Source organism: Bradyrhizobium sp. Unk1, assembly GCF_059512345.1.
Window position 1 is genome coordinate 48,982 of the sequence record NZ_JCAMOP010000036.1, and the last position, 24,019, is coordinate 73,000.

A 24,019-nucleotide genomic window follows, 5' to 3' on the forward strand; every position below is an offset into this window, starting at 1 on the left:
CCATGCACAGCGACCCACGGGCGAGCTACGCTCGTCCCGGACCCCTCCAGGGGAGGGTGGGGATCTTCGCCGCGGCTATTGCGCTTCGTTCCCAAACACCCGATCCAGCGCCGCGTCGTACGTCGCCTGCACCAGCTCCGGATGCAGCTTCGCCAGCGCTTCCATCATCACGCCGGAATTGATTTCCAGCACCCGCCAGGCGCCATCGACACGGACCACGTCGATCGATGCGAAGGTGATGCCGATGGCGTCGGCGGCTTCTCCGGCGAGTTTTGCGCAGGCCGCCCGGACCTCGCCGTCCTCCATCAGCACCGGCCGAGCACCCGCATCGAGATTGTGCCGCCAGTTCAGGATGCGCTGCTCGCCCTTCGGGACAATGGCGTTCACCTCGCGCGTACCGAGCTCGGAGAGCGCCCCGTCATGTCCCGCCGCGGTCGCCAGCTCACGCAAGGTGTGCACGCCGTCGCCGACGACCTGCGGGCGCTCCTTGCGGTAGACGAACATCGGCTGGCCATCGAGCAGGATGACGCGGACCTCGTCCTCGATCTCGACATAGGGCGCGATCACGAGACCGAGGCTCGAAGAAAACACCTCGGTCACGGCACGATCGAGCGCGTCGCGGCCCGTCACCTTGAACACCCCGCGTCCGGACGTGCCCTCGTTCGGCTTCACCACGACGCCTTGCGGATTCTGCCTGAGCAGCGCCAGCATCGCCTGCTGCCAATCGGGCCCTGCAACGTGCGCGCCCATGCTAGGGTTGAGGAAGAGGCGATGCGGAACGCATGGTACGCCCTCAAGCGCCAGCACCTCGGCAGTGGCCGATTTGTCGTTGGCGAGGCGGTGCGCGATGGCGCTGTTGAGGCCGATGTCGTAGCCGAACGCGAAGTGGCGCTTCGCGCGGCGGCGCATCGCGAGCAGCCAGCCGCCGGCGCGGACATCGAGCGCGATGCCATGGGTCGCGCAATAGCGCCTGATCGCCTGGACGAAGATCCGCTCGCCGCTTGCCATGTGTTCAGTCGTTCCTGTCGCAAAAAGCCGCAAAAATGCGGGAAACGGCGCCAAACCGGGGTGAAAGTCAGAGCTATTCTTAATGAAATTCTCGCGAGCGCGACGGAAATTAAGTGCTGCAATCAGGCCCTGAAGGGAAAAGAAATTGCCCGCCGCGCATGCCCGGCAGCAGATTCATTAATGATGTGACCATTTCCGCCGCAAATGCCGGTCTGAGCGGCATCAATTGCATCCGGAACGAGGTTGATTATTGGCCTCAATGGCGTAGATCACACACGCGAAATCCTCCGCCATGGCAATGGTGTCCGCCCCGCTTTCAGGGGCCGGGCAACGCTTTTGCCCTAAAACCGCAATTATTCGGAATATCGAAAATCATGAGCGCGTTTTACCGAGAGAAGGTTCTTTCCGTCCAGCACTGGACCGACACGCTGTTCAGCTTCCGCGCCACGCGCGACACCGGCTTCCGCTTCCAGAACGGCCAGTTCGCGATGATCGGCCTCGAGGTCGACGGCCGTCCGCTGCTGCGCGCCTACAGCATGGCGAGCGCCAACCACGAGGAAGAGCTCGAGTTCTTCTCGATCAAGGTTCAGGACGGTCCGCTGACCTCGCGCCTGCAGAAGATCAAGGAAGGCGACACCATCCTGGTCGGCCGCAAGGCGACCGGCACGCTGATCACCGACAACCTCATTCCCGGCAAGCGGCTGATGCTGCTCTCGACCGGCACCGGTCTCGCGCCCTTCGCCAGCCTGATCAAGGACCCCGAGGTCTACGACCAGTTCGACAGCATCGTGCTGGTGCATGGCTGCCGTCAGGTCTCCGAGCTTGCCTATGGCGAGAAGCTGGTTGCCTCCTTGCGCGAGGACGAGCTGTTCGGGGAGCTGCTGGCGGACAAGCTGATCTACTATCCGACCGTGACCCGCGAGCCGTTCAAGAACCGCGGCCGCATCACCGACCTCATCAGCTCCGAGCAGATCTTCAACGATATCGGACAGGGCCCGCTCGACATCGAAACCGACCGCATCATGATGTGCGGCAGCCCGGCGATGCTGGAAGAGCTGAAGGTGATGTTCGAAGGCCGCGATTTCATCGAGGGCTCCGGCAACAGGCCCGGCCATTTCGTGATCGAGAAGGCGTTCGTCGAGCGGTAAGCGCCGTTCGGCTTTTGCCACACCACAGGTGTCGTCCTGGGGTGCGCGACTTGTCCGCCGTAGCTCGAAGAGCGAAGGCGGAAGCGCGAACCCGGGACCCATAACCACAGGAAGTGGTTTGGCGACGACTCGTGGTTGAGAGCTTCGCGCGACAACTTCTCCCTGTGGTTATGGGTCCCCTGCGTTTGCGGGGACGACAGTTGAGTGTGGGGCTGCCATCTCGCCTCTCACACACTCGCCAGCCACGCACGTCCCTCACCATCCTCCCCCGACTTTGTTATTGGCGCGTCTCGCGCGCCCCTTGTTATAAGCTCGCGCCAAAATCTCGCCGCGATGTTGCAATGCGAGAGCTCGGGGAGCTGCGCAAATCTTGTCCGTGATCGACCATGGTCCGCCGAAACCGACCGCCTTCGTGCTGGCGGGCGGCGGCAGCTTCGGGGCGATCCAGGTCGGGATGATGCATTCTCTGGCGAGCCACGGGGTCGTCCCCGATCTCGTGGTCGGCTCCAGCGTCGGCGCCATCAACGGCGCCTATTATGCCGGCGACCCCACCCTCAAGGGCTTGCTCTGGCTTGAAGCGCTCTGGCGCGGCCTCAAGCGCCACGACGTCTTTCCGGTCACCTGGCGAAGCCTCGCCGGCTTCATGTGGCGGCGCGATTTCCTGATTCCCCATGACGGCATCCGCAAGCTGGTCGAGGATCATCTGCCCTACCGCAACCTCGAGGATGCAGTGCTGCCTGTGCACATCGTCACCACCGATTTCGTCTCCGGCGAGAGCGTCGTGCTGTCGGAGGGCTCGGCGGTGGATGCGATCCTGGCGTCCACCGCAATCCCGGGCGCCTTCTCGCCGGTCTATTACCGCAATCGCTTCCTGGCCGACGGTGCGCTCTCCTCGAACACCCCGGTCCGGGTCGCGATCCAGAAAGGCGCAAAACGGCTGGTCGTGCTGCCGACCGGGCACGCCTGCGCGGTGAAGGATCCGCCGGTGGGCGCGGTTGCCAATGCCCTGCATGCGCTGACGCTGCTGATCGCCCGGCAATTGGTGGCGGAGCTCGAGGGGTTGGCGTCCGACATCGAATATGTCGTGGTGCCGCCGCTCTGTCCGCTGGTGGGATCGCCCTACGATTTTTCGCGGACCGACGACCATATCGAGCGCGCGGTCGCGAGCACCGATGCCTGGCTGGCGCGAGGCGGCCTCGAGCAGCACGGCGTCATTCCGCACGAGGCGCAGCCTCATGGTCACTGATTTGTCATTTCATTTGAATCTATTGCACTGCGAAGCCCGCCGCGGGATGGATTGATTTGCGGCATCCGGATTCGGTAGCCTCAAGGCAGGGTCCGCGTCATATCTGTGGACGTGGCGCGGGCGTATCATGCCCCGTCAGACTGACGAGAGGGATGTGGTCGTGGCCAACGATAACAAGACGCAAGCTTCGGCCGAAGGGCTGATGGAAACCCTGCTGCTGCCGTTCTCGCCGCGCTTCATCGTGCTGACCATCTGCGCGGTCGTCACCGCGCTGCTGATCGGCATCGGCCTCGCCGATGGCAAGATCTTCGATATCCTGCTGATCCCGATCCTGATCTTTGGCGCGCTGACGCTGCTCGGCGTCCGCGACCTCATGCAGAAGGGCCATGCGGTTCTGCGCAACTACCCGATCTCGGCGCACATCCGCTTCCTGCTGGAAGAAATCCGCCCGGAGATGCGGCAGTACTTCTTCGAGAGCGAGAAGGACGGCATGCCGTTCTCGCGCGACATCCGCGCGGTGGTCTATCAGCGCGCCAAGATGGAGCTCGACAAGCGTCCGTTCGGCACCCAGGAGGACGTCTACCGCGAGGGCTATGAGTGGATGCATCACTCGGTTTCGCCGAAGACGCACGCCGAGGAGAAGTTTCGCGTCACCATCGGCGGCCCCGATTGCGCAAAGCCATATTCGGCATCGGTGTTCAACATCTCGGCGATGAGCTTCGGCGCGCTCAGCCCGAACGCCGTGCGCGCACTCAATGCCGGCGCCAGGAAGGGCGGCTTCGCGCATGACACGGGCGAGGGCGGCTTCAGCCCCTACCACCGCGAGATGGGCGGCGACATCATCTGGGAGATCGGCTCCGGCTATTTCGGTTGCCGTCATCTCGACGGCACGTTCGATCCGGAGGCGTTCGCGCGCGTCGCGAGCCAGGACCAGATCAAGATGGTCGAGCTCAAGATCAGCCAGGGCGCCAAGCCCGGCCATGGCGGCGTGCTGCCGGCTGCGAAGGTGTCGGAGGAGATCTCAAAAATCCGCGGCGTCACGATGGGCGAGGACTGCATCTCGCCGGCCTCGCACCGCGCTTTCTCCACGCCCGTTGGCATGATGCAGTTCCTCGCCGAGATGCGACGCTTGTCCGGCGGCAAGCCGGCCGGCTTCAAGCTGTGCATCGGCCACCCCTGGGAATTCCTGGCGATCTGCAAGGCGATGCTGGAGACCGGCATCTATCCTGATTTCATCGTCGTCGACGGCAATGAAGGCGGCACCGGCGCCGCGCCGCTGGAGTTCATGGACCATCTGGGCATGCCGATGCGCGAGGGCGTCAATTTCGTCCACAACGCGCTGGTCGGCATCAATGCGCGCGACCGCATCAGGATCGGCGCGTCCGGCAAGATCGCGACCGCCTTCGACATGGCGCGCGCGATGGCGATTGGCGCCGACTATTGCAACTCGGCGCGCGGCTTCATGTTCTCGCTCGGCTGCATCCAGTCGCTGAGCTGCCACACCGACCGCTGCCCGACCGGCGTTGCGACCCAGGACCCGACGCGTGCGCGCGCGCTCTACGTGCCGCTCAAGATCGACCGCGTGCATAATTATCACCACGCCACGCTGCACTCGCTCACCGAGCTGATCGCCGCGGCTGGTCTCGAACATCCGCAGCAGCTGCGCCCGATCCATTTCAGCCAGCGGACATCGACCACCCAGGTGCGATCTTTTGCGCAGCTCTATCCGTCGCTGCGTCCGCGCGAGCTGCTCGAAGGCACCGAAGATCCGCGCTTCCGTCAAGCCTGGCAGATGGCGCGGGCGGAGACGTTCCAGCCGGCCCCGTAGGGGCCACCGCATGACGCCGCCGCATCCTGCGGCGGTGAAAATTCATCGGGGATCGTGGTTGTGTTTTAACGTCTGTGTCAGCTTGGGGTGTAGATTAGCCCCATGGACGAGCGACGCGACAAAGCCAGGCACCGCGTGCTGAAAGCCGGAACCATCGAGTTCGGCGGCGGCGCGATCGACTGCACCGTCCGCAATTTCTCCGACACCGGCGCCGCGCTCGATGTCACCAGTCCGGTCGGTATCCCCGAGCGGTTCACTCTGGTCATCCAGGCCGACGGAACGCATCTCGCCTGCACGGTCGTCTGGCGCAAGGAGAAGCGGATCGGGGTGCGGTTCGGGTGAGCGGTCTGCGCTTGATCGGCGCGCGCTTGTCCGGGACGACGGGTGGAGGGTTGGGTGCGCAATCACCCCGTCTCGACCTCACTCAACCGGCCCGCCAGAATTTTGTCGATCCTCCGGCCGTCGAGATCGACCACCTCGATATGCCAGCCGGCGAAGTCGAAGGCATCGCCGACATTGGGCAGCACGCTGAACTGTTGCAGCACGAGGCCCGCCACCGTGTTGTAGCGGTGCGGCGGCAGCTCGATGCCGAGCAACTCGCCGAACTCGTCGACCGGCATCCAGCCGGAGACCAGCAGCGAGCCGTCATCGCGCCTGACATAGGCCGGCTCCGGCGGTCCCTCCTCGGAATGGAACGCGCCGACGATCGATTCCAGAATGTCAGCCGTCGTCACGATACCCTCGAAGGCGCCGTATTCGTCGTAGACCAGGCCGACATGAACCGGAGCGGCTTTCAGGATCGCCAGCACGTCGCGGGCGTCGGCTGATGCCGGAATGCCGGGCGCCTCGCGCACCAGCGCTCGCAGATCCGGCGTGCGCTCGTTCATGTAGGCGACCAGCAGGTCCTTGGCCTGGAGCACCCCGATCGGCTTGTCGCGATCGCCGTCCGAGACGGGAAAGCGCGAATGCGGGCTCTTCGCGATGATTGCTTGAATGGCCTCCGGCGCATCGTTCAGATCGATCTCGTTGACCTCCGTGCGCGGCGTCATGATCGCGCCGACCGGCCGGTCGCCGAGCCGCATGACGCCCGCGATCATCTCCTTTTCGCCCGACTCCAGCACGCCCGCGTTCTCGGCTTCGCTGACGAGGTGATGGATCTCGTCCTCCGAGACCTTCTCCTCGGCCTTGCCGCCACGGCCGAGCAGCGTGAGGATCAGCCTGCCGGAGAGATCGAGCAGGAAGACGAGCGGCAGCGAGATCCGCGCCAGAACGTGCATCGCGGGCGCAACCTTGACCGCGATGCTCTCGGGATCGCGCAGCGCCACCTGCTTCGGCACCAGCTCGCCGACGATCAGGGTGGCGTAGGTGATGAGCGTGACGACGATGCCGACGCCGACGATGTCGGCGATCCCTGAGGACAGGCCGAGCTCGACCAGCCATTGCGTCAGCCGCTGTCCGAGCGTCGCGCCGGAGAACGCGCCGGAGAGCACGCCGACCAGCGTAATGCCGATCTGCACCGTCGAGAGGAACTTTCCGGGATCGGCCGCCAGCGTCAGCGCCCGCTCGGCGCCGCGCACACCCTTTGCCGCGAGCAGCGATAGCCTGGCCGGGCGGGACGAGACCACGGCCAGCTCGGACATGGACAACAGGCCGTTAATGACGATCAGGACGACGACGATGATGATTTCGACGGACAACATTGTGCGCAAGGAAAAGGGATACTTGACCCGGCGAGCGCCGGACCAAGCCCCTTATATATGAACTCGATGCACAATTTGTCCGGTTCCCGACCAAATTGCCGCAGGCAGGATCAAGCGCTCTCGCCCGGGTTTTCGAGGCTAAACGTCTCCGACTGCTCATCATACGCGAACAGCTCGCCATAACGTCCCCAGGACACCACGGTCCTGAGCGTCTCGTCCGCATAGTCCTCGGACATGTAGTCTTCGAGCTCGTTGCGGAACCGTGCCGCGGGAGCGGTATGGGAGGGACGTTCGTCGAGCACGCGGCGAATCAATCCCATCACCGGCACGTAAGTGACGAGATGTTCGGCGAACAGCTTCTTGCGTGCGTCGGTTTCGAGATGGGCAAATCGCTTGCCCGTGTCGGTGAGCATCAGGTCGCCTTCGCTCAGCTGGGCGAAGCGCAGAAGTTGCAGGGACTCACCGAGGTGGAGGATCTCGTCGGCCTCGAGCTGGAGCTGGCTTGCGAGCACGGGCAGGTCGGCATGTCCGTGATAGGGCGGCCCCGCCAGCGTCTCGATCAGGCCCGACAGCACGTTGGACGATACGTGGTGCAGGGTCATGCCGACACCGGAGCCCAGGATGCCTTCGACGGGGGGCGCCTTCGGTTCGGCGCGTTGGGTCATGCGCGCGTAGATGTTGTCGACGAGCTGCCGGAAATGGGGATCGAGCCGGTTGCGCGGATGCGGCATGTCGACCTTGATCTCGGCGGCGACACGCCCTGGATTGGATGAGAACACCAGGATGCGATCGCACATCAGGACCGCCTCCTCGATATTGTGCGTCACCATCAGGATTGATTTGATCGGCAACCGGCCCTCGATCCAGAGGTCGATCAGATCTGTGCGCAGCGTCTCGGCCGTGAGGACGTCGAGTGCCGAGAACGGCTCGTCCATCAGCAGGAGGTCCGGATGCACCACCAGCGCGCGGGCGAAGCCGACGCGCTGGCGCATGCCACCCGACAGTTCCTTCGGGAAGGCGGACTCAAATCCGTCAAGGCCGATCAAGTCGATCGCAGCAAGGGCGCGCTTGTGGCGCTCGGTGGCATCGACGCCCAGCGCTTCGAGTCCGAGCTCGACGTTCTGGAGCACGGTCAGCCAGGGAAACAACGCGAATGACTGGAACACCATGGCGACGCCGTTCGGTGGCCCGACGATGGTCTCGCCGCGACAGGTCGCCTGTCCCGCAGACGGGCTGACCAGGCCGGCGATGATCCGCAGCAAGGTGGACTTGCCGGAGCCGGATCGGCCGAGCAGGCCGACGATCTCGCCCGAGCGGATCGTCAGGTCGACCTTGTCCAGCACCAGGAGCTGTTCGCCACTGCCTTTCGGGAAGGATCGGCAGACGCCGCGGATGTCGATGAGCGCAGAGGGTTGATCGAGCATGATGGTCTCCTCGTCAGCCGAGCCGCAGGCGACGCTCGCCGAAGGCATAGAGCGGCCGCCAGACCAGACGATTGAACAACGTCACCAGGATGCACATCGTGGCAATTCCGAGCACTACGCGCGGGAAATCGCCGGCTTCCGTTGCGGAAGCAATATAGGCGCCGAGCCCGGTGGCCTTCAGATGCGTATCACCCCAGCTTGCGACCTCCGCGACGATCGACGCATTCCAGGAGCCGCCGGACGCGGTGATCGCGCCGGTGATGTAATAAGGAAAGATGCCGGGCAGGATCGCCTTGAACCACCACCGCCATCCCCGGAGATGGAAGCTGCCGGCTGCTTCGCGCAGATCGGTCGGAAAGGCGCTGGCGCCCGCGATCACGTTGAACAGGATGTACCATTGTGTGCCCAGGATCATCAGCGGGCTCAGCCAGATGTCTGGATTGAGCTTGAAGCTGACAATGGCGACGACAAAGACGGGGAAGGCGAGATTGGCCGGGAAGGCCGCCAGAAACTGCGCCAGCGGCTGAATCCGTTCGGCCAGTTTCGGGCGAAGGCCGATCCAGACTCCGACCGGCACCCAGACCAGCGTGGCGAGGCTGATCAGGACGGCGACGCGCAACAACGTGATGAGCCCGTCCCTGATGACGACGAGAACGTCGGACATTCCGAGACTGGCCGAGAGGTAGCGATAGGTCAGCCAAGCGGCATAGGCCGTGCCGGCGAGGATCAATGCGATCCAGACCGTATCGACGAGACGTGAGGTCTGGCCGTTGCTTGCTGCCGCGGGCGGCAGCTTCGGCAGCGGAATGCGCAGGTTCGAGATGGCGCGGCTCAGCGCCGCGAAAGGAAGGGTCAGCGCACGCAGCGCCCGGGTTCGGCGGAACAGGTCGAGCATCCAGGAGGCCGGCGTCTCGCCTGAGGCGGTCTGCTCGAAGCGGAATTTGTCGGCCCAGGCGACGATGGGGCGGAACAGCAGCTGATCATAGGCGATGATCACGAGCAGCATCGCCAGGAGGGCGTAAAGGATCGCCGGCAAATCCTGCTGCTGGATCGCCAGCGCGACATAGGAGCCGATCCCCGGCAGCGTCACCGTGGTCGTGCCGACGGTGATCGCTTCCGAGGCGACCACGAAGAACCAGCCACCCGACATCGACATCATCGCGTTCCAGATCAGTCCCGGCATCGCGAACGGCACGTCGAGGCGCCAGAAGCGCTGCCAGCCGGACAAATGGAAGCTTTGCGTGGCCTCCTCGAGGTCCTTCGGCACGTTGCGCATCGACTGGTACATGCTGAACGTCATGTTCCAGGCCTGGCTGGTGAAGATCGCAAACACGGAGGCGAGCTCGGCGCCCAGCACCTGGCCCGGAAACAGATTCATGAAGAAGACGACAGTGAAGGTGAGGAAGCCGAGGATCGGCACCGACTGGAGGATATCCAGCAGCGGGATCATGACCAGCTCCGCACGCCGGCTCTTGGCGGCAATTGCAGCGTAGACGAAGGTGAAGACCGTCGAGCACACCATCGCAAGCAGCATCCGCAACGTGGTGCGCAAGGCGTAGAGCGGCAGGTTTGCCGGATCGAGCGAGACCGGCGTGCGCTCCAGCTCGGACAGCGGCCCGACGGTCTGCTTGCCGCCATAGACGATCAGCACCATGGCGCCGATGACGAGGATCAGCGCCGCGACGTCCCAGACATTGGGAAGTAGCGCCCGGCCGATCGCGCCCGTGCGGATATCTCTCGGCTTCATCGGCCCGCCCTTGGGCTGGAATTTTGGGCTAGAACTCTGCGTGCAGGCGGCCCGAGAAGATCGAGACCGGCCCGCGGTCGGCGTTATAGGCCGGGTTTGTGATCAATTGATAGTCCGCGGTCAGCGTGACGTTCTTGTTCACCGAATAGGCATAATAGGCCTCAAGGATGCGCTCCTTGCGGTAGTTGAGAGCGCCGTCGCCGATGAGAACACCGAGGCCGCCGGCGGCCAGGAAGTCGCGATAATCCTGCGAGATGGCATTGACCGCGCCGCCGATGCCGACGACGTCGTCAGGCCGGCCCCATTTCGTGCCCTTGATCGACAGTCCGCCGGCCAGGCTGCTGTTGATGTCGGTGAAGGCGAGCGTTTCGGTCTTGCCGTCGTTCCAGCTCCAGCGGCCGAACAGCCCGATATCCTCTGTGATCGCCTGCTCAAGGTTGACGACGTAGCCGACCTTGAGGCGACCGCGGCGCGTCTGCGCGATGTCGAGATTGAGCGCAGGATTGTCCAGCGTCTCGCGGAAGCTGCCCATGTTGGCGCTGTCGACCCAGCCCATGGTCCTGAGCTTGCCGGGTTGGCCGAGCAGCGAAAACCGCGTCTCCAGCTCGATCGCGTACTGACCGCGTTCCCCGACCCTGGTGTCGAAATGATTCGAATTGGACTCCGCGACCATCAGGAAATAGCCGCCGCGCAGCGCCCATTGCTTCTGGTTGAGCTCGGCGGTGACGCCATAGGTGAGACCGACCTTGTCGGCGGAATAGTCGAAGGCGCCCGGCGCCCACAGCGACCAGTTCATGAAGTCCTTGCGGGTATCCTTGGCATAGGCGTTTCCATCGAACACGTCGATCACCGCGAACTTGCCGGCCTGCACCGTGAGCCTGGACACGTCGACCTTCTGCGCAAGCTGCAACTGGCCGCTCGCGAGCTCTTCCTGCTCGCCGCCAAAGCCGAACGTCTGGCGCACGAACAGCCGCGAGGTGTTGTAATGCGGATAGGGGAAGTTCGATTTCTGCGCTTCGCCGTTGGGGAAGCCTGCCGCGCCCACCGTGTCGTTCAGCCCAAATCCCTGGAGCAGTTCGGGATTGTAGTAGACCTCGCCGCCGTCCCATAGCCGTGCGTTCAGGAACAGGCTGTTGCTCCACGTCGCCTTGGCCTGGGTTGAAGGCGAGAGCGAGTTCGTTCCGCTGTAGAGAGCGGGGAACGACGGATAGCCCTGCGGCAGATAGGTGCTCTGGCCGTGAATCTCCCAGCGATCCGATTCCGTGTCGATCAAAGAGCTCTTCGGGTCGTAGCTCGGCATGCCCGGCCAATCGACCTTGCGGTTGAGGCCGAGCCTGACCGACTGGAAGTCGAGCGATGAAGACGTGTATTGGGCGCCCGTGGAGAAGGCGACGTGGGCGCCGTCGAAGCGGCTGTAGAGATATTCGAGCCGCGCGCTCCAGTGCGGCGCGAAGCCGTATTCGATGCCAGCGCCGGCGATCCAGCCGGGCCGCGTGTTCAGGATTTTCGGTACGTCGCCCGCGACCGGCTTGTCGAAATAGCGCTCGCCCATCCACGCAAAGCCGCCGGTGGCATAGACGAGCCACGGCCCGCTGGTGTAGCCGACGCGGCCGCGCAGGCTCGCGGTATAGTCCCACTGCTGGATGACCGTGTTGGCAGGTGTCGCGAGGAAGGAAACGATCGAGTTGGAGGTGATGTAATTGGGAAACGAAAAATCGCCTTCGACGCCGACGAGCCAGCCGGAGTTGAGCCGGTAGTTGTAGCCGGCCTGCACGCCGCCGATCATGCCGCTGAAGACGCCGTTGCCGTTGATCGCGGTGCCGTCGTTCAGCGTGAAGCTGGACGAGCCACGGCTGTAGCCGGCATGCGCGCCGATATAGAGACCAGTCCAGTCATAGACCGCTTTCAGCGCCGGTGCCTTCAGCGGCAGATCGGCGGCAAAGCCTGCATCGGGAAGCATCAGCACGCCCGAGGCAATCGCCGCGGCCGTTCGCAAATACCTGTAACGGTGACCTCTCAACGTCAAAACGCACGCCCCCAAACGCGAATGTGTCCCATTCGCCGCGATATCCCTGCAGATTCGCGGCGACCCTGTCACCAAGTCTTGGTTGTTCGCGCGATCGGACCAGGCGATCCCGATTCGACGCGATTTCTTCCCAAGCCCCTGTGCTTGTTGCGAACCTTATTGCGATTAATTCGCAATAGCAACTGGCACGGAATGCCGCAGGCGATGGTTCGCACTCTTGTGTGACGGAGCTGCAACAAATTCCCGATGGCAGAAATGGGTGACCCGCCCGGGGGGACAGCCGGGCGGGTCGGGGGCACGACACGGGGTGGATGAGGCGCCCGTGTCGGACGCAGGATCCACGTGAGATCGGCCTCAGGTCCTCAAATCAGTAGCAAGTACGAACGCGGCCGACGTACTGGCCGAAGGCGTTGTACTGGGCGACCCAGCCGCAGCGGTGATAGCCGTAGTAATAGGGGTCGTTGCTGGCGGCGATCGCGGAGCCGACGACGGCGGCGGTGGCGATGCCGGCACCCACACCCCAGACCCAGCCGGGCTGCTTGGCTTCGGCCGAAGAGGTGGTGGACACGATGCTGCCGGTGACGGCGAGGGCAGCGAGCGCGACGGCGGCAATCCTGGTCTTGATCGACATGTGAAACTCCATCCGGGTTGAGGCGGTCCGTTGTGGCCCGCGTGCCCAGTTGGACGGAGGCTTGTCGCGTCCGGTTCGAATCCCGCAAGAGCGGGCGTGCAGGCCGGCTGTTTCCTGAATGATTTCAGTCGGATGCGAGCTAACCGAGAGGCCCTTTGGCGAGCCTGTTCACGTCGAAGTTATCGACCTCGGCCAGCAGCTCGCAAAAGGCGCGCGCGCCCTGATCAATCAGCTGCTCACCCTTCTCGGGGACAGCCAGCGTCGCATTGCCGATCGCGCCGCTCGTGTGGAGATCCTGCGCCTGCCAGGCGAACGGCGCGGGCCGCTGCGTCGACAGCCAGCGATATTGCTTCTCCATCGCGATGCTGCTCGCGGGAAAATCCGCGATCGCATCCTTGCGCACCTGACCTGGATAGCGTGCCAGCATGATCGACGTCTCGACGGCGCCGCCATGGATGCCGTGGCGCACCTCGTCGGCCGGGAACAGTTTGTCCGCGCCCGACAGCCGCGACCATGACGTCGTCACCACAAAGAGCTTGTGATGCGCGCGCAGATCCTGTGCGACCAGCATCATTGCCGCGCTGTTGCCGCCATGGCTGGTGATGATGACGAGCTTCTTCACGCCGCGCCGCGCGACGTCCTCGCCGATTGCGGTCCATCTCTTCAGCGCCACCTCGTTCGGCAGCGTCTGTGTGCCCGGAAAGTCGATATGCTCGGTGGAAATCCCGACCGGTTCAACGGGCAGGAACGTCGCCGGAACATTTGCGGGCAACAGCTCGCGCACGCGCGCGAGATACGCGTCCGCGATCAGCACGTCGGTCTCGAGCGGCAAATGCGGGCCGTGCTGCTCGGTCGCCGCCAGCGGCAGCACCGCGATCCAGCGCGACACGCCTGCAGGACCTGTATTGGCCCAGTTGATGTCGATCCAGTCGCGGGACGGCGTCATCAAGGTTTCTTTGCCCGAATTTGTCACGTAATTTGGGGTATCAGGGGACGCGGGCCTGGCCGGCTCGCGTCCCCGAATGTCATGCGGTTTTATCGCGTTGCCTTCACATCGGCCAGCCACGATCGACGGAGTGCCATCATGACCCCCTCTCATTTGCGGCGAGCGTTAACGGCGGGCTTGATGGCCGCTTGCGTCTCTCTTGCGCCGGCGCGTGCCGAGACGCTGGACAAGGTCACCTTCGGCACCAACTGGGTCGCCGAGGCCGAGCATGGCGGTTTCTTCCAGGCGGTCGCCGACGGCACCTACAAGAAATACGGGCTCGACGTCACCATCGTTCCCGGCGGTCCGAACGAAAACAACCGAATGCTGCTGATCGCCGGCAAGATCGATTTCTTCATGGCCGCGAACACGCTGATGTCGTTCGATGCGGTGGCGAATGGCGTCCCCGTCGTCACCATCGCAGCGGTCTTCCAGAAGGATCCGCAGGTGATGCTGACGCAGCCGGACGCCAAGGTCGCCAAGGTCGAGGATCTCAAGCCGCTGACCTTGTTCGTCTCCAAGGAGGGCATGACCAGCTACTTCCAGTGGCTGAAGTCCGAATACGGCTTCAACGAGAAGAACGTTCGTCCCTACAATTTCAATCCGCAGCCTTTCATCGCCAACCCCAAGAGCGCGATGCAGGGCTACGTCACCTCCGAGCCCTTCGCGGTGGAGAAGGCCGCCGGCTTCAAGCCGAATGTGCTGCTGCTTGCCGATTACGGCTTCAACACCTATTCGACCCTGATCGAGACGCGCCGCGACATGATCGAGAAGAAGCCGGACCTGGTGCAGCGCTTCGTCGATGCCTCCATGGTCGGCTGGTACAATTACATCTACCGCGACAATTCCGCGGGCAATGCCATGATCAAGCAGCTCAACCCGGAGATGACCGACGAGCTGCTCGCCTATTCCGTCGCCAAGATGAAGGAATACGGCATCGTCGATTCCGGCGAGTCCTTGAAGAACGGCATCGGCGCGATGAGCGACGAGCGCTACACGTCGTTCTTCAACAAGATGGTGAAGGCCGGCGTCGTGAAGGCGGATCTCGACTTCCGCAAGTCCTATACGCTGCGCTTCGTCAACAAGGGCGTCGGCGTCGAGCTGCGCCCGAGCAAGCCGTAGCGCAAGATTCATGTCATCCGCCAAAAGCTCGTCCGGGGTCGAGGCCGGCCTGACGGCTCTCGCCGTCAGCCTGCGCGGCGTGACGAAGGCGTATGACAATGGCGTCATGGCGCTCGGCCCGCTCGACCTTGCCGTTCGCAAGGGCGAGTTCATCTCGCTGCTGGGCCCGTCCGGTTGCGGCAAGTCCACTGCGCTGCGCCTGATCGCAGAGCTCAGCGCGCCATCGTCCGGCATCGTGCGGGTGGCGCGCCACGAGGGCGATGTGCTGCCGGGTCATGGCATCGGCTTCGTGTTCCAGGAGCCGACGCTGATGCCGTGGACCAGCGTGCGCGAGAATGTGCGGCTGCCCTTGAGGCTCGCAGGCGTTCCGAAGCCGGAGGCGCGCGCGCGGGCCGATGAGGCGTTGGCCAGCGTGGGTCTTGCCGATTTCGCCGATGCTTTCCCGCGCGAGCTCTCCGGCGGCATGAAGATGCGGGTGTCGCTGGCGCGTGCGCTGGTCACCGACCCTGATATCCTCCTGATGGATGAGCCGTTCGCCGCGCTCGACGAGATCACGCGCTTTCGCCTCAACAACGACCTGCTTGCGCTGTGGCGAGCCCTGGGCAAGACCGTCATCTTCGTCACCCATTCGGTGTTCGAATCCGTCTATCTGTCGCAGCGGGTCGTGGTCATGACCGCGCGGCCCGGCCGCATCCAGGCCGATATCCGCATCGAGACGGTCGAGCCGCGCGGTGAGGCGTTTCGGACCTCGGCCGCCTATTCCAATTATTGCCGGAACGTGTCGGCCGCGCTGGCGCCGTCCTATTCTGGGCGGTCGACGCTATGAACGCGCAAGCTGCCGTCACCGCAAAACCATCCGGCGCGCAACGCGCGATGCGCTTCGTGCTTCCCGTCATCGTGTTCGCAGCCGGACTCGCGGCCTGGGAACTGGTCGTCCGCATCAAGGACATCCCGCCTTACGTTCTGCCGGCGCCCTCCGTCATCTTCCTGACGCTGATCAAGGACTGGGCGGTGCTGTCACAATCGCTCGCGACCACGCTGCTGACCACGCTCGAAGGTTTTGTCGCCGCCAGCATCGGCGGCATCGCGCTGGCACTGCTGTTCAACCAGTCGAAATGGGTAGAATATTCGCTATTCCCCTATGCAATCGTCCTCCAGGTGACTCCTGTCATCGCGATTGCACCGCTGCTTCTGATCTATCTGGAGCAGCAGACCGCGGTCGTCGTCTGCGCCTTCATCGTTGCCTTTTTCCCGGTGCTGTCCAACACCACGCTCGGGCTGAATTCGGTCGATCGCAACCTCGCCGGCCTGTTCCAGCTCTATGGCGCCTCGCCGCCGCAAACCCTGCGCTTCCTGAAGCTGCCAGCGGCGCTGCCCTATATCCTCGGCGGCCTGCGCATTGCCGGCGGCCTGTCGCTGATCGGCGCGGTCGTGGCTGAGATTGCGGCCGGAACGGCCGGCGCCGGCTCCGGGCTCGCCTACAGGATCGCCGAATCCGGCTATCGATTGAACATACCCCGCATGTTCGCAGCGCTGCTGCTGTTGTCGCTGGCCGGGATTGTCATCTATGGGGTGCTGGCGCTAGTTTCCCATCTCGTTTTACGGCGCTGGCACGAGAGCGCGCTTGGAAAGGAAAACTGATGACTGCCGGTTCGATTTCGTCCGAAAAGATCGACCTTCTGATCTATGGGCCGGTGCGGCCAATTCTCGACAACGGTTTTTCCGATCATTTCGTCGTGCACAAGGCGGAGACACGGGGCGATCTCGAGCGGCTGACGCCGGCGATCCGCGAAAAAATCCGCGGCGTGGCGGTGACCTATCACACGGTGCGCGCCGACAAGGATTCGCTGTCGCAGCTGCCCAAGCTGGAGATGGTGGCGAGCTTCGGCGTCGGCTACGACCACGTCGACGCCAAATACGCGGCCGAGCACAACATCATCGTCACCAACACGCCCGACGTGCTGACCGAGGAGGTCGCCGACGTCGCGATGGGCCTTCTGATCTCCACCGTGCGTGAGTTCATCAAGGCCGACCGCTACGTCCGCTCCGGCCTCTGGCAGACGCAGAACTATCCGCTCAGCGTCGGCTCGCTGCGCGACCGCAAGGTCGGCATCGTCGGCATGGGCCGAATCGGCCAGGCCATCGCGCGCCGGCTCGATGCCTCGCTGGTGCCGGTGGTCTACCACTCCCGCAATCCGTCGAAGGACGTCTCCTACAAGCACTATCCCGATCTGATCGAGATGGCGAAGGCGGTGGACACGCTGATGGTGATCGTGCCCGGCGGCGCCTCGACCAACAAGATGATCAATGCCGAGGTGCTGAAGGCGCTCGGTCCGCGCGGCGTGCTGGTCAACGTGGCCCGCGGTTCGGTGGTCGACGAGGCGGCGCTGGTCCAGGCGCTCAAGTCCGGCACCATCCTCGCCGCCGGTCTCGACGTGTTCGCGGCCGAGCCGAGCGTGCCGGACGAGCTCAAGTCCATGCAGAACGTCGTGCTGCTGCCGCATATCGGCTCGGCGTCGGTGGTGACGCGCAACGCGATGGATCAGCTCGTGGTCGACAACCTCAAGTCCTGGTTCGCCGGCAAGGCGCCGTTGACGCCGGTTGCGGAAACGCCGTTCAAGGGGCGCTGATGAGAGGTCTTCGGGTCGTTGCATTCGCCGTCGCGGCCTGCGTGGCCGCGATCGGCATCGCGCATGCGCAGGATGCGACGACCCTGAAGAAGACGATGCCCGGGCAGTGGGAGCTCTCGACCACCGAGCGCAGCAAGACCTGCGTCGTCACGATGAAAGGCGATGCCGCGGCGCAGGGGTTCAAGCTGGAGCTGGAGCCGGCCTGCAAGACCACGCTGCCCTTTACGAAGGACATCGTCGCCTGGAGCGTCAGGGGCCTCGACATCGTTCGTTTGCAGGACGCGACCGGTGAAGCCGTGATCGACTTCACCGAGGTCGAGGCCGGCATCTTCGAAGGCCTGCGGCAGGGCGAGGGCGTCTACATCCTCCAGGACCTCGCCGCAGCCCGCTCGATGGCCAAGTCGATGGACCAGATGATCGGCGACTGGTCGATGGTGCGCGGCAACGGCCAGCCGGTGTGCGGGCTGACGCTGACCAACACGGAAGCCGGCCCGGACAATTTCCAGGTCTTCGTCAAGCCGAAATGCGATCCGGCGATTGCTCAGTTCAATCCGGCGCAATGGCGGCTCGATCGCGGCCAGATCGTCCTGATGTCGAAATCAGGCGAGGCCTGGCAGTTCGAGGCCGACGACAACGCGCAATGGCGGCGCGTCCCCGATACCGCCGATCCCCTGATCATGCTGCGGCAGTAGGCGTCCGTCCGGCCTCGCAATTTTTCCGTCGCCCATAATTTTTCATGTCGATCCGGCGTGGGCTGGATCGTCATCCCAATAGCGAGCTGATTTCGGGGCCAAACTGGCCGCGTCTCGCCTCAACAGGAGTTTTGCATGCGCTTCATGTACATCGTCACCTCCCCGAAGCACGTTTCGGCCGCGTCCCCGGCCCCGTCCCCGGCGCTGGCGGAGGCGATGCAGAGGATTTCCGAACGGGAGATCAAGGCCGGTCGGATGCTCGACACTGGGGGCCTGATGCCGCTTGCGACCGGTGCGCGGGTGTATGTCGCGGACGGCGAGCTCAGCGTCATCGACGGCCCGTTCGTGGAGGCCAAGGAGGTGATCGGCGGTTATGCCATTTTCGAATTGCGCGACAAGGACGAGGCCCTGGCGATGGCCAGGGAATTCATGCAGTTGCACCTCGACCACATGCCGGGCTGGGAAGGGACGTGCGAATTGCGGGCATTCGCTACGCCGGGCGTAGACGTGGCCTGCGAGGTCGACGCGCGTTCAGGGGCGGCAGCTCACGCCTGATGGCTGAGGCCGCTCGTCTCCGTCGGCGGCAATGACGACCGCCGACATCGATCGCGTCATCCGCGCAACCTGGCGCGTCGCGCAGCCGCGGCTGATCGCCACGCTGTCGCGCATGCTGCGGGACGTGCCGCTGGCCGAGGAATTGACCCAGGACGCACTGGTCGCAGCGCTGGAAGCGTGGCCGCTCAGCGGGGTGCCGGACAATCCCGGCGCCTGGCTGGTTGCGACGGCCAAGCGCCGCGGGCTCGATCATCTGCGCCGGGCAAAAATGCTCACCCGCAAGCAGGACCTGCTGATGCACGAGCTGATGCAGGAGCAGGACGCGATGCCGGATTTCGACGCCGCCCTCGACGACGATATCGGTGACGAATGGTTGCGGCTGATCTTCACGGCCTGTCACCCGCTGCTGCCGCGGCACGCCCGCGCGGCGCTGGCATTGCGTATGATCTGCGGCCTGACCACCGACGAGATCGCGCGCGCCTTCCTGGTCACGGAGACAACCATCGCCCAGCGCATCGTCCGCGCCAAGCGCACGCTGTCGCGGTCGGGCCTGAGCTACGAGATCCCGAGCGGCGAGGCGCTTTCGGAGCGTCTCGCCTCGGTGCTCGAGGTCGTCTATCTCATCTTTAACGAGGGGTATTTGGCCTCAGGCGGCGAGGAGTGGCTGCGGCCGCAGCTCTGCGACGAGGCCCTGCGCATGGGGCGGGTGCTGGTCGGGCTCGCGCCTCTCGAGCCCGAGGTCCACGGCCTGATGGCGCTGATGGAGCTGAACGCCGCGCGGAAGCAGGCGCGCACGGGCATCGATGGCGAGCCCATCCTGCTCATGGACCAGGACCGCAGGCTCTGGGACCGGCGCCAGATTGGCGGCGGCCTTCGCGCGCTCGATCGCGCGCGCGAGCTCGGTGGTGCCGGCCGGTTCTACACGCTGCAGGCCGCGATCGTCGCATGTCACGCGACGGCGGAGACGGCCGCTGCCACCGACTGGCGCCGCATCGCCGAGCTCTATGGCCAGCTTGCGGCGCTGGTGCGCTCGCCGGTGATCGAGCTCAACCGGGCGGTCGCGCTTGGCATGGCCGATGGGCCGCAGGCCGGTCTCGATCTCGTGGACATGATCGCGGACGAACCGGCGCTCGCGGCTTACCACCATCTCCATTCTGTCCGCGGCGACCTCCTGGAGAAGCTCGGCCGCTTCGCCGAGGCGCGACTATCGTTCGAGACCGCTGCACGTCTCGCGAACAATGCGCGCGAGCGCGTGTTGATGGAGCGGCGTGCGGCAGCTATTGCCGATGCCGACGGCTGAAGACGCAAACGGCGCTACGTCGTAGCCTTGGGCGGCGGCGCGGTGCCTTGCGCCCACTTCTCGAACTTGCCGAGCACGCCCCAGGCCGTGAGCGCGAGCGAGATCGGCATCGCGAACTGGCCGAGGCCCGGCACCGCCGATACGATCGTTCCGAGCAGTCCGGCAATACCGCCTGCATTCGGGCTCGCGGTCACCGAAGAGAGCAGCGCAGTGAGCACCGAGCCGCCGATGCCGAGTGCCGTCTTCTTGCCGTCGAGCAGCTTGCCGATGGTCTCGCCGAGCGCGCCGTTGACCTGGCCGAGCACCGGCTTGCCGTCCTTGTTGAGCAGGGTGCTGAGCAGGTCGACGACCTGCTTCAACTGATCGACGGGGGCCGGGTTGGTCGGGGTGACCTGTCCTGGCACGGGCGCCGTCTTGTTGATGAGGGAGAAGAGCCGTTCGAACAGGCTGATCGGATCGTTGGTGGCGGGCAGCGTGTTGCCCGGTGTCGTCGGTCCCGGTGTTACGCCGCCGGCTGCCGGTCGCAGCAGCTGTGCGAGGTCTTCCAGCCGCTTCAGGATCTTGGAAATATCGCCGCTCGGCACGGAGCCTCCCGCCTGCGTTGCACGCGTGAGCGCCGCGACCGTGGCCGCGTCGAGAAGCCCGGTATCCCTCAGGCCGTTCTGCTGCTGAAACTGCGAGACCGCGGCCCCGGTCTTCGGTCCGCTGATGCCGTCCTCGGCGAGCGGCGGATTGGCGCCGAGCTTGTTCAACGCCTGTTGCATCAGAGCAATCGTCGACGCCGCATCGTCCTCGGGCTCGGTGCGGTCGGCGAATTGCGGGCTACCGTCGAGGGTGATCGAGGAATCGAGCGACATCATCGCATGCAGGATCACCGCCGTGCCGAGCTGGGAATCGACGTGGTTCGGGTCGAACACGTGGTCGCGGACGAATTTGCCCGCCCTCGCCTCGGGCGGGCCGTACAGTGTCGAACCGCCATAGAGGTAGGGCGAATTGCAGCCCTTGGCGTGATAACCGAAGCCGTTGAACGCCTCGAGCCGGAACAGGATCCGCGCGATACTCCAGTCGTGGGCGCCGATGAAGTTCTCGATTCTGAACGCGTCCACGGCGCCGTCCACGAACGTGGCAAAGGGGCCGCGCCCTTTCGGAACGATGGTCGTCACGCGATGAAGCGTTTCGCCGTTGCCGAGATAGGTGTCGAAATCGAAGTTGGATTCGCGGTAATGGCAGAGCGCAACAAAGTACCAGGGCACTCCGGTCAACCGCTCGATCTGCTGATAGGTCGCCTTGCCGTTGATCGCCTTGCGCGCGACTCCATTCGCGTCGGCGAGGCGCGAAGGCCGGATCTCGAGACTGGCCCAATTCCGCTCGTACTCGCTTTTCAAACTCTCGAATGAGACCATCTTCCGCTCCCGAAAATTGATGAATTATCGAAATTTCGTGCAAGTCAGATATGGACCAGATGCCGTGATCGGGGGTGACTCCAACGTGATCTTCGGCAAATGTGGCAGGTTGCCGGCCCGGCGCATGTGAAATGGCTTACAGCTTGGGCGGGAAAATGCGCCGCAGGACCAGACCCGCGCCATCGCCGGCGGCGCCAACTGCCAGTGAGGGAACCGGCATGGTCGTTCGTCCGTTAGCATTTTAGACGATGCGGTAGGGAGCCCTGCATGGCCAAGCGCGTCCTCGCGATCGGCATCGAACCCGGCAATGCGGATTACAGCGCATTTCCGCAACTCACGCCGGAGCTCGTGCGCCATTATATCGAAGCGCAATTGCTGCGCCTGCGTGATCTCGGCTACGAGGTCACGAGCTGCCTGATCGATCTGGACGCGACCGCCGAAGCCGGCGTCACGGCCGCATTGCGTGACGAGCGCTTCGACTGCATCGTGATCGGCGCGGGGCTGCGCGAGCCGAAAGAGCGCCTGCTGCTGTTCGAGAAGGTGCTCAACCTCGTCCATTGCCTGGCGCCCGACGCCGCGATCTGCTTCAACTCCACGCCGGCGGACACCGCCGAGGCCGTGCAGCGCTGGATCGAAGCTTGACGCTGGACGGCTCCGTCCTGAATTCAAATTGCCTGTCGCCAGGGCGTTCGTTCTCGAAAACGGGATTGAATGGATCTGACGTCCGTGCAATTGTAACGTGTGTCGTGACGGGATGTTGAGCCCAGCGACATGCCGATATTTGAATTGATATTAGCGGTGGTTGCTTTCGGTCGCCGAAGCCGGAAGCCCAATGTATTTTAACCCGTGCGTTTCGATGTGATCCGAGCACGTGTCTGGATGCGGGAGCAGTTTCCGTATGGTGCGCAAGAAGCCGGCGAGCGAGACACAAGCTAGCGAGACAAAGGCCAGTGCGGGCGATGTAGGACGGGTCTTGACCAAGACTTCGATCGCGCCCGATCTGCTGGCGGTCATGGACGGCGGTGCGAAGAGGAGGACCGCAGCAAAGGCCGCTGCTGCGGAGCCCACGTTCAAGGTGATCATCGAATTCAACCGGAGCTTCTCGGGCGGGATCGGCGGCGCCCGGCTTGTCTTGCTGTGGGCCTACAGCAAGGCGCGCGGCCTGGCGGACCCCTCGGTCCAGATGAAGCTTGTTCCCGCGCTCGCGCCTGCGGCGGCCCGCTTCGATGCGTCGCTGATCGCCATGTTCGATCCGGCCGACAATATTGACATCGAGAAGTCGATGTGGACGGATAACTACGTTTTCGCAATGCTGACCAGCAAGACGATCGGCAAGCTATCGGATTGCAAGCCGGCGGATGTGAGCAGTCCCGAATCGTCGCCAGTGGCTGCGAAGCCGATTGCCCTGATCTACAAGATCTGGCGAGATCACGAGATTAAGCGTTGCGTCTACGATTCGGTACGAACGATCAAATGCGACGCGGCGTTCAACACCTTTCAAGCGAGCGGGAAGGGGATCGTCTGGGCGGTCGCCGATACGGGCATCGACGCAACTCATCCACACTTTCGATCGCTCGAAACCACCAAGCTCCCGGATGGACTCCTGCACAAGGATTTCACGAAGCAATATCCGGATTCCGATGCGTCGCAGGCCGCAGCCCTGACCGATCAGGACGGGCATGGTACACATGTCGCCGGCATCATTGCCGGTCTGACATGCCGCACGCAGGACAACCTGCCCGGGATCGAGACAGCAATTATCAAGATAAGCATCAAGGCAGAGGTGCGGGACAGCAAAGGGAACGTCAGCCCGGTCCCTACCGAGCATAAGCAGCCGATCGCGGGATTGGCGCGCGACTGCAAGCTCGTCAGTCTGAAAGTGCTCACCGATGGTCAATCGGGCGATCTCAGCAGCCTGCTGGCCGCGCTCGGATATATTCAGCGCTGCAACGACAACGGACGAAGCCTGAAGATTCACGGCGTGAATCTCAGCCTCGGCTATCCGTTCGATCCCGAATGGTTTGCAGCCGGGCAGAGCCCTCTTTGCGTCGAGGTCGACCGCCTTGTGCACTCGGGGGTCTGCGTGGTCGTCGCGGCTGGCAATGGTGGGTACGGTGTCGTCAGCGGCTATTACGGGGCGGCCGAGCGCGCGGCACACATGGGGACGATCGCAGATCCCGGCAATGCGAGTCTTGCCATTACGGTGGGGTCGACCCATCGCGACATGCCCCACACGTTCGGTGTTTCGTTCTTCTCGGCCAAGGGCCCGACCTCGGATGGCCGGATGAAGCCCGATCTGGTCGCGCCGGGCGAGCGCATCGTCTCCTGCGCTTTGATGAACAATGTTGCTGCGACCGAAGCCTTGTTCCGAGAGGATTCCGGAACCAGCATGGCCGCTCCCCACGTCTCTGGCGCGATCGCGGCCTTCCTGTCGGTCCGCAGCGAATTCCTGGGGCAGCCCGAACAGGTGAAGGAAATCTTCGTCGCGGCTGCGACCAATATAAAGCGTCGACCAGAATTCCAGGGGGCCGGCTTGCTCGATCTGCTGCGCGCTTTGCAATCCGTTTAGGGAGG

21 protein-coding genes are annotated in these 24,019 nt (G+C 64.1%); 13 read left to right on the forward strand and 8 right to left on the reverse strand.

All coding sequences use genetic code 11. From position 1 onward, the window contains the following. Positions 1-75 precede the first annotated feature (75 nt). Positions 76-1,008 (reverse strand): ATP-grasp domain-containing protein, encoded by a 933-nt coding sequence (locus AC5ZFO_RS35110; protein ID WP_282520338.1) that lies wholly within the window; start codon positions 1,006-1,008, stop codon positions 76-78. 374 nt (positions 1,009-1,382) lie between these two features. Here AC5ZFO_RS35110 and AC5ZFO_RS35115 point away from each other — a divergent pair, with 374 nt between their 5' ends. The 4 genes from AC5ZFO_RS35115 to AC5ZFO_RS35130 all read left to right on the forward strand — a co-directional run bounded on the left by AC5ZFO_RS35115 (position 1,383) and on the right by AC5ZFO_RS35130 (position 5,572). Continuing rightward, complete coding sequence (locus AC5ZFO_RS35115) at positions 1,383-2,156, forward strand: ferredoxin--NADP reductase (RefSeq protein WP_282520339.1); 774 nt, start codon at positions 1,383-1,385, stop codon at positions 2,154-2,156. 376 nt (positions 2,157-2,532) lie between these two features. Beyond that, the gene (locus AC5ZFO_RS35120) at positions 2,533-3,402 is read left to right on the forward strand and encodes a patatin-like phospholipase family protein (RefSeq protein WP_282520521.1); all 870 of its coding nucleotides are present in this window, start codon (positions 2,533-2,535) and stop codon (positions 3,400-3,402) included. Positions 3,403-3,604: 202 nt separating this feature from the next. After that, positions 3,605-5,230 carry an FMN-binding glutamate synthase family protein gene (locus tag AC5ZFO_RS35125; protein WP_282520522.1) on the forward strand — a complete coding sequence of 542 codons (1,626 nt, stop codon included), beginning with the start codon at positions 3,605-3,607 and terminating at the stop codon, positions 5,228-5,230. A 102-nt stretch (positions 5,231-5,332) separates the two neighbouring features. Next, positions 5,333-5,572 carry a PilZ domain-containing protein gene (locus tag AC5ZFO_RS35130; protein WP_028159962.1) on the forward strand — a complete coding sequence of 80 codons (240 nt, stop codon included), beginning with the start codon at positions 5,333-5,335 and terminating at the stop codon, positions 5,570-5,572. A 62-nt stretch (positions 5,573-5,634) separates the two neighbouring features. Here AC5ZFO_RS35130 and AC5ZFO_RS35135 read toward each other — a convergent pair whose 3' ends face one another. The 6 genes from AC5ZFO_RS35135 to AC5ZFO_RS35160 all read right to left on the reverse strand — a co-directional run bounded on the left by AC5ZFO_RS35135 (position 5,635) and on the right by AC5ZFO_RS35160 (position 13,704). Further along, the gene (locus tag AC5ZFO_RS35135; protein ID WP_282520340.1) at positions 5,635-6,930 is read right to left on the reverse strand and encodes a hemolysin family protein; all 1,296 of its coding nucleotides are present in this window, start codon (positions 6,928-6,930) and stop codon (positions 5,635-5,637) included. A gap of 110 nt (positions 6,931-7,040) precedes the next feature. After that, entirely contained in the window at positions 7,041-8,354 is a 1,314-nt protein-coding gene (locus AC5ZFO_RS35140) for an ABC transporter ATP-binding protein (protein WP_282520341.1), read from the reverse strand. 13 nt (positions 8,355-8,367) lie between these two features. After that, positions 8,368-10,101 carry an ABC transporter permease gene (locus AC5ZFO_RS35145; RefSeq protein ID WP_282520342.1) on the reverse strand — a complete coding sequence of 578 codons (1,734 nt, stop codon included), beginning with the start codon at positions 10,099-10,101 and terminating at the stop codon, positions 8,368-8,370. A 28-nt stretch (positions 10,102-10,129) separates the two neighbouring features. Next, complete coding sequence (locus AC5ZFO_RS35150) at positions 10,130-12,061, reverse strand: carbohydrate porin (protein WP_282520343.1); 1,932 nt, start codon at positions 12,059-12,061, stop codon at positions 10,130-10,132. A 433-nt stretch (positions 12,062-12,494) separates the two neighbouring features. Continuing rightward, positions 12,495-12,758 (reverse strand): hypothetical protein, encoded by a 264-nt coding sequence (locus tag AC5ZFO_RS35155; protein ID WP_063980696.1) that lies wholly within the window; start codon positions 12,756-12,758, stop codon positions 12,495-12,497. 139 nt (positions 12,759-12,897) lie between these two features. Further along, the gene (locus AC5ZFO_RS35160; protein ID WP_282520344.1) at positions 12,898-13,704 is read right to left on the reverse strand and encodes a creatininase family protein; all 807 of its coding nucleotides are present in this window, start codon (positions 13,702-13,704) and stop codon (positions 12,898-12,900) included. A 138-nt stretch (positions 13,705-13,842) separates the two neighbouring features. On the opposite strand from AC5ZFO_RS35160, the gene AC5ZFO_RS35165 reads away from it, so the two are divergent. The 7 genes from AC5ZFO_RS35165 (at position 13,843) to AC5ZFO_RS35195 (ending at position 20,042) form a co-directional block, all read left to right on the forward strand. Continuing rightward, complete coding sequence (locus tag AC5ZFO_RS35165; RefSeq protein WP_282520345.1) at positions 13,843-14,865, forward strand: ABC transporter substrate-binding protein; 1,023 nt, start codon at positions 13,843-13,845, stop codon at positions 14,863-14,865. 10 nt (positions 14,866-14,875) lie between these two features. Then, entirely contained in the window at positions 14,876-15,691 is an 816-nt protein-coding gene (locus AC5ZFO_RS35170; RefSeq protein WP_282520346.1) for an ABC transporter ATP-binding protein, read from the forward strand. After that, positions 15,688-16,506, forward strand: coding sequence for an ABC transporter permease (locus AC5ZFO_RS35175; protein WP_038942786.1), 819 nt, complete (start codon positions 15,688-15,690; stop codon positions 16,504-16,506). The genes AC5ZFO_RS35170 and AC5ZFO_RS35175 overlap by 4 nt, the downstream gene beginning before the upstream one ends. Further along, positions 16,506-17,495: a 2-hydroxyacid dehydrogenase gene (locus AC5ZFO_RS35180; protein ID WP_282520347.1), complete on the forward strand. Its 990-nt coding sequence runs from the start codon at positions 16,506-16,508 to the stop codon at positions 17,493-17,495. Before AC5ZFO_RS35175 ends, AC5ZFO_RS35180 begins: the two co-directional genes overlap by 1 nt. Further along, positions 17,495-18,187 (forward strand): AprI/Inh family metalloprotease inhibitor, encoded by a 693-nt coding sequence (locus AC5ZFO_RS35185; RefSeq protein WP_282520348.1) that lies wholly within the window; start codon positions 17,495-17,497, stop codon positions 18,185-18,187. The genes AC5ZFO_RS35180 and AC5ZFO_RS35185 overlap by 1 nt, the downstream gene beginning before the upstream one ends. 135 nt (positions 18,188-18,322) lie before the next feature. Further along, entirely contained in the window at positions 18,323-18,742 is a 420-nt protein-coding gene (locus AC5ZFO_RS35190) for a YciI family protein (RefSeq protein ID WP_282520349.1), read from the forward strand. 31 nt (positions 18,743-18,773) lie between these two features. Continuing rightward, positions 18,774-20,042: an RNA polymerase sigma factor gene (locus AC5ZFO_RS35195; RefSeq protein WP_282520350.1), complete on the forward strand. Its 1,269-nt coding sequence runs from the start codon at positions 18,774-18,776 to the stop codon at positions 20,040-20,042. A gap of 14 nt (positions 20,043-20,056) precedes the next feature. Here the strand turns inward: AC5ZFO_RS35195 and AC5ZFO_RS35200 are convergent, their stop codons facing one another. Next, positions 20,057-21,445: a peptidoglycan-binding protein gene (locus AC5ZFO_RS35200; protein WP_282520351.1), complete on the reverse strand. Its 1,389-nt coding sequence runs from the start codon at positions 21,443-21,445 to the stop codon at positions 20,057-20,059. A gap of 267 nt (positions 21,446-21,712) precedes the next feature. On the opposite strand from AC5ZFO_RS35200, the gene AC5ZFO_RS35205 reads away from it, so the two are divergent. Together AC5ZFO_RS35205 and AC5ZFO_RS35210 are read left to right on the forward strand one after the other, a co-directional pair. Then, positions 21,713-22,087: a hypothetical protein gene (locus tag AC5ZFO_RS35205; RefSeq protein ID WP_282520352.1), complete on the forward strand. Its 375-nt coding sequence runs from the start codon at positions 21,713-21,715 to the stop codon at positions 22,085-22,087. Between the two features lie 256 nt (positions 22,088-22,343). Next, the gene (locus AC5ZFO_RS35210; protein WP_282520353.1) at positions 22,344-24,014 is read left to right on the forward strand and encodes a S8 family peptidase; all 1,671 of its coding nucleotides are present in this window, start codon (positions 22,344-22,346) and stop codon (positions 24,012-24,014) included. Positions 24,015-24,019 lie beyond the last annotated feature (5 nt).

What these genes read in the sequence shown, in the direction of transcription:
- AC5ZFO_RS35200 (WP_282520351.1), bottom strand. Translation starts at nt 21,445, where the DNA reads ATGGTCTCATTCGAGAGTTTGAAAAGCGAGTACGAGCGGAATTGGGCC.
- AC5ZFO_RS35135 (WP_282520340.1), bottom strand. Translation starts at nt 6,930, where the DNA reads ATGTTGTCCGTCGAAATCATCATCGTCGTCGTCCTGATCGTCATTAAC.
- AC5ZFO_RS35165 (WP_282520345.1), top strand. Translation starts at nt 13,843, where the DNA reads ATGACCCCCTCTCATTTGCGGCGAGCGTTAACGGCGGGCTTGATGGCC.
- AC5ZFO_RS35180 (WP_282520347.1), top strand. Translation starts at nt 16,506, where the DNA reads ATGACTGCCGGTTCGATTTCGTCCGAAAAGATCGACCTTCTGATCTAT.
- AC5ZFO_RS35190 (WP_282520349.1), top strand. Translation starts at nt 18,323, where the DNA reads ATGCGCTTCATGTACATCGTCACCTCCCCGAAGCACGTTTCGGCCGCG.
- AC5ZFO_RS35195 (WP_282520350.1), top strand. Translation starts at nt 18,774, where the DNA reads ATGACGACCGCCGACATCGATCGCGTCATCCGCGCAACCTGGCGCGTC.
- AC5ZFO_RS35130 (WP_028159962.1), top strand. Translation starts at nt 5,333, where the DNA reads ATGGACGAGCGACGCGACAAAGCCAGGCACCGCGTGCTGAAAGCCGGA.
- AC5ZFO_RS35155 (WP_063980696.1), bottom strand. Translation starts at nt 12,758, where the DNA reads ATGTCGATCAAGACCAGGATTGCCGCCGTCGCGCTCGCTGCCCTCGCC.
- AC5ZFO_RS35150 (WP_282520343.1), bottom strand. Translation starts at nt 12,061, where the DNA reads ATGCTTCCCGATGCAGGCTTTGCCGCCGATCTGCCGCTGAAGGCACCG.
- AC5ZFO_RS35185 (WP_282520348.1), top strand. Translation starts at nt 17,495, where the DNA reads ATGAGAGGTCTTCGGGTCGTTGCATTCGCCGTCGCGGCCTGCGTGGCC.
- AC5ZFO_RS35115 (WP_282520339.1), top strand. Translation starts at nt 1,383, where the DNA reads ATGAGCGCGTTTTACCGAGAGAAGGTTCTTTCCGTCCAGCACTGGACC.
- AC5ZFO_RS35160 (WP_282520344.1), bottom strand. Translation starts at nt 13,704, where the DNA reads ATGACGCCGTCCCGCGACTGGATCGACATCAACTGGGCCAATACAGGT.
- AC5ZFO_RS35205 (WP_282520352.1), top strand. Translation starts at nt 21,713, where the DNA reads ATGGCCAAGCGCGTCCTCGCGATCGGCATCGAACCCGGCAATGCGGAT.
- AC5ZFO_RS35110 (WP_282520338.1), bottom strand. Translation starts at nt 1,008, where the DNA reads ATGGCAAGCGGCGAGCGGATCTTCGTCCAGGCGATCAGGCGCTATTGC.
- AC5ZFO_RS35140 (WP_282520341.1), bottom strand. Translation starts at nt 8,354, where the DNA reads ATGCTCGATCAACCCTCTGCGCTCATCGACATCCGCGGCGTCTGCCGA.
- AC5ZFO_RS35175 (WP_038942786.1), top strand. Translation starts at nt 15,688, where the DNA reads ATGAACGCGCAAGCTGCCGTCACCGCAAAACCATCCGGCGCGCAACGC.
- AC5ZFO_RS35125 (WP_282520522.1), top strand. Translation starts at nt 3,605, where the DNA reads ATGGAAACCCTGCTGCTGCCGTTCTCGCCGCGCTTCATCGTGCTGACC.
- AC5ZFO_RS35170 (WP_282520346.1), top strand. Translation starts at nt 14,876, where the DNA reads ATGTCATCCGCCAAAAGCTCGTCCGGGGTCGAGGCCGGCCTGACGGCT.
- AC5ZFO_RS35145 (WP_282520342.1), bottom strand. Translation starts at nt 10,101, where the DNA reads ATGAAGCCGAGAGATATCCGCACGGGCGCGATCGGCCGGGCGCTACTT.
- AC5ZFO_RS35210 (WP_282520353.1), top strand. Translation starts at nt 22,344, where the DNA reads ATGGTGCGCAAGAAGCCGGCGAGCGAGACACAAGCTAGCGAGACAAAG.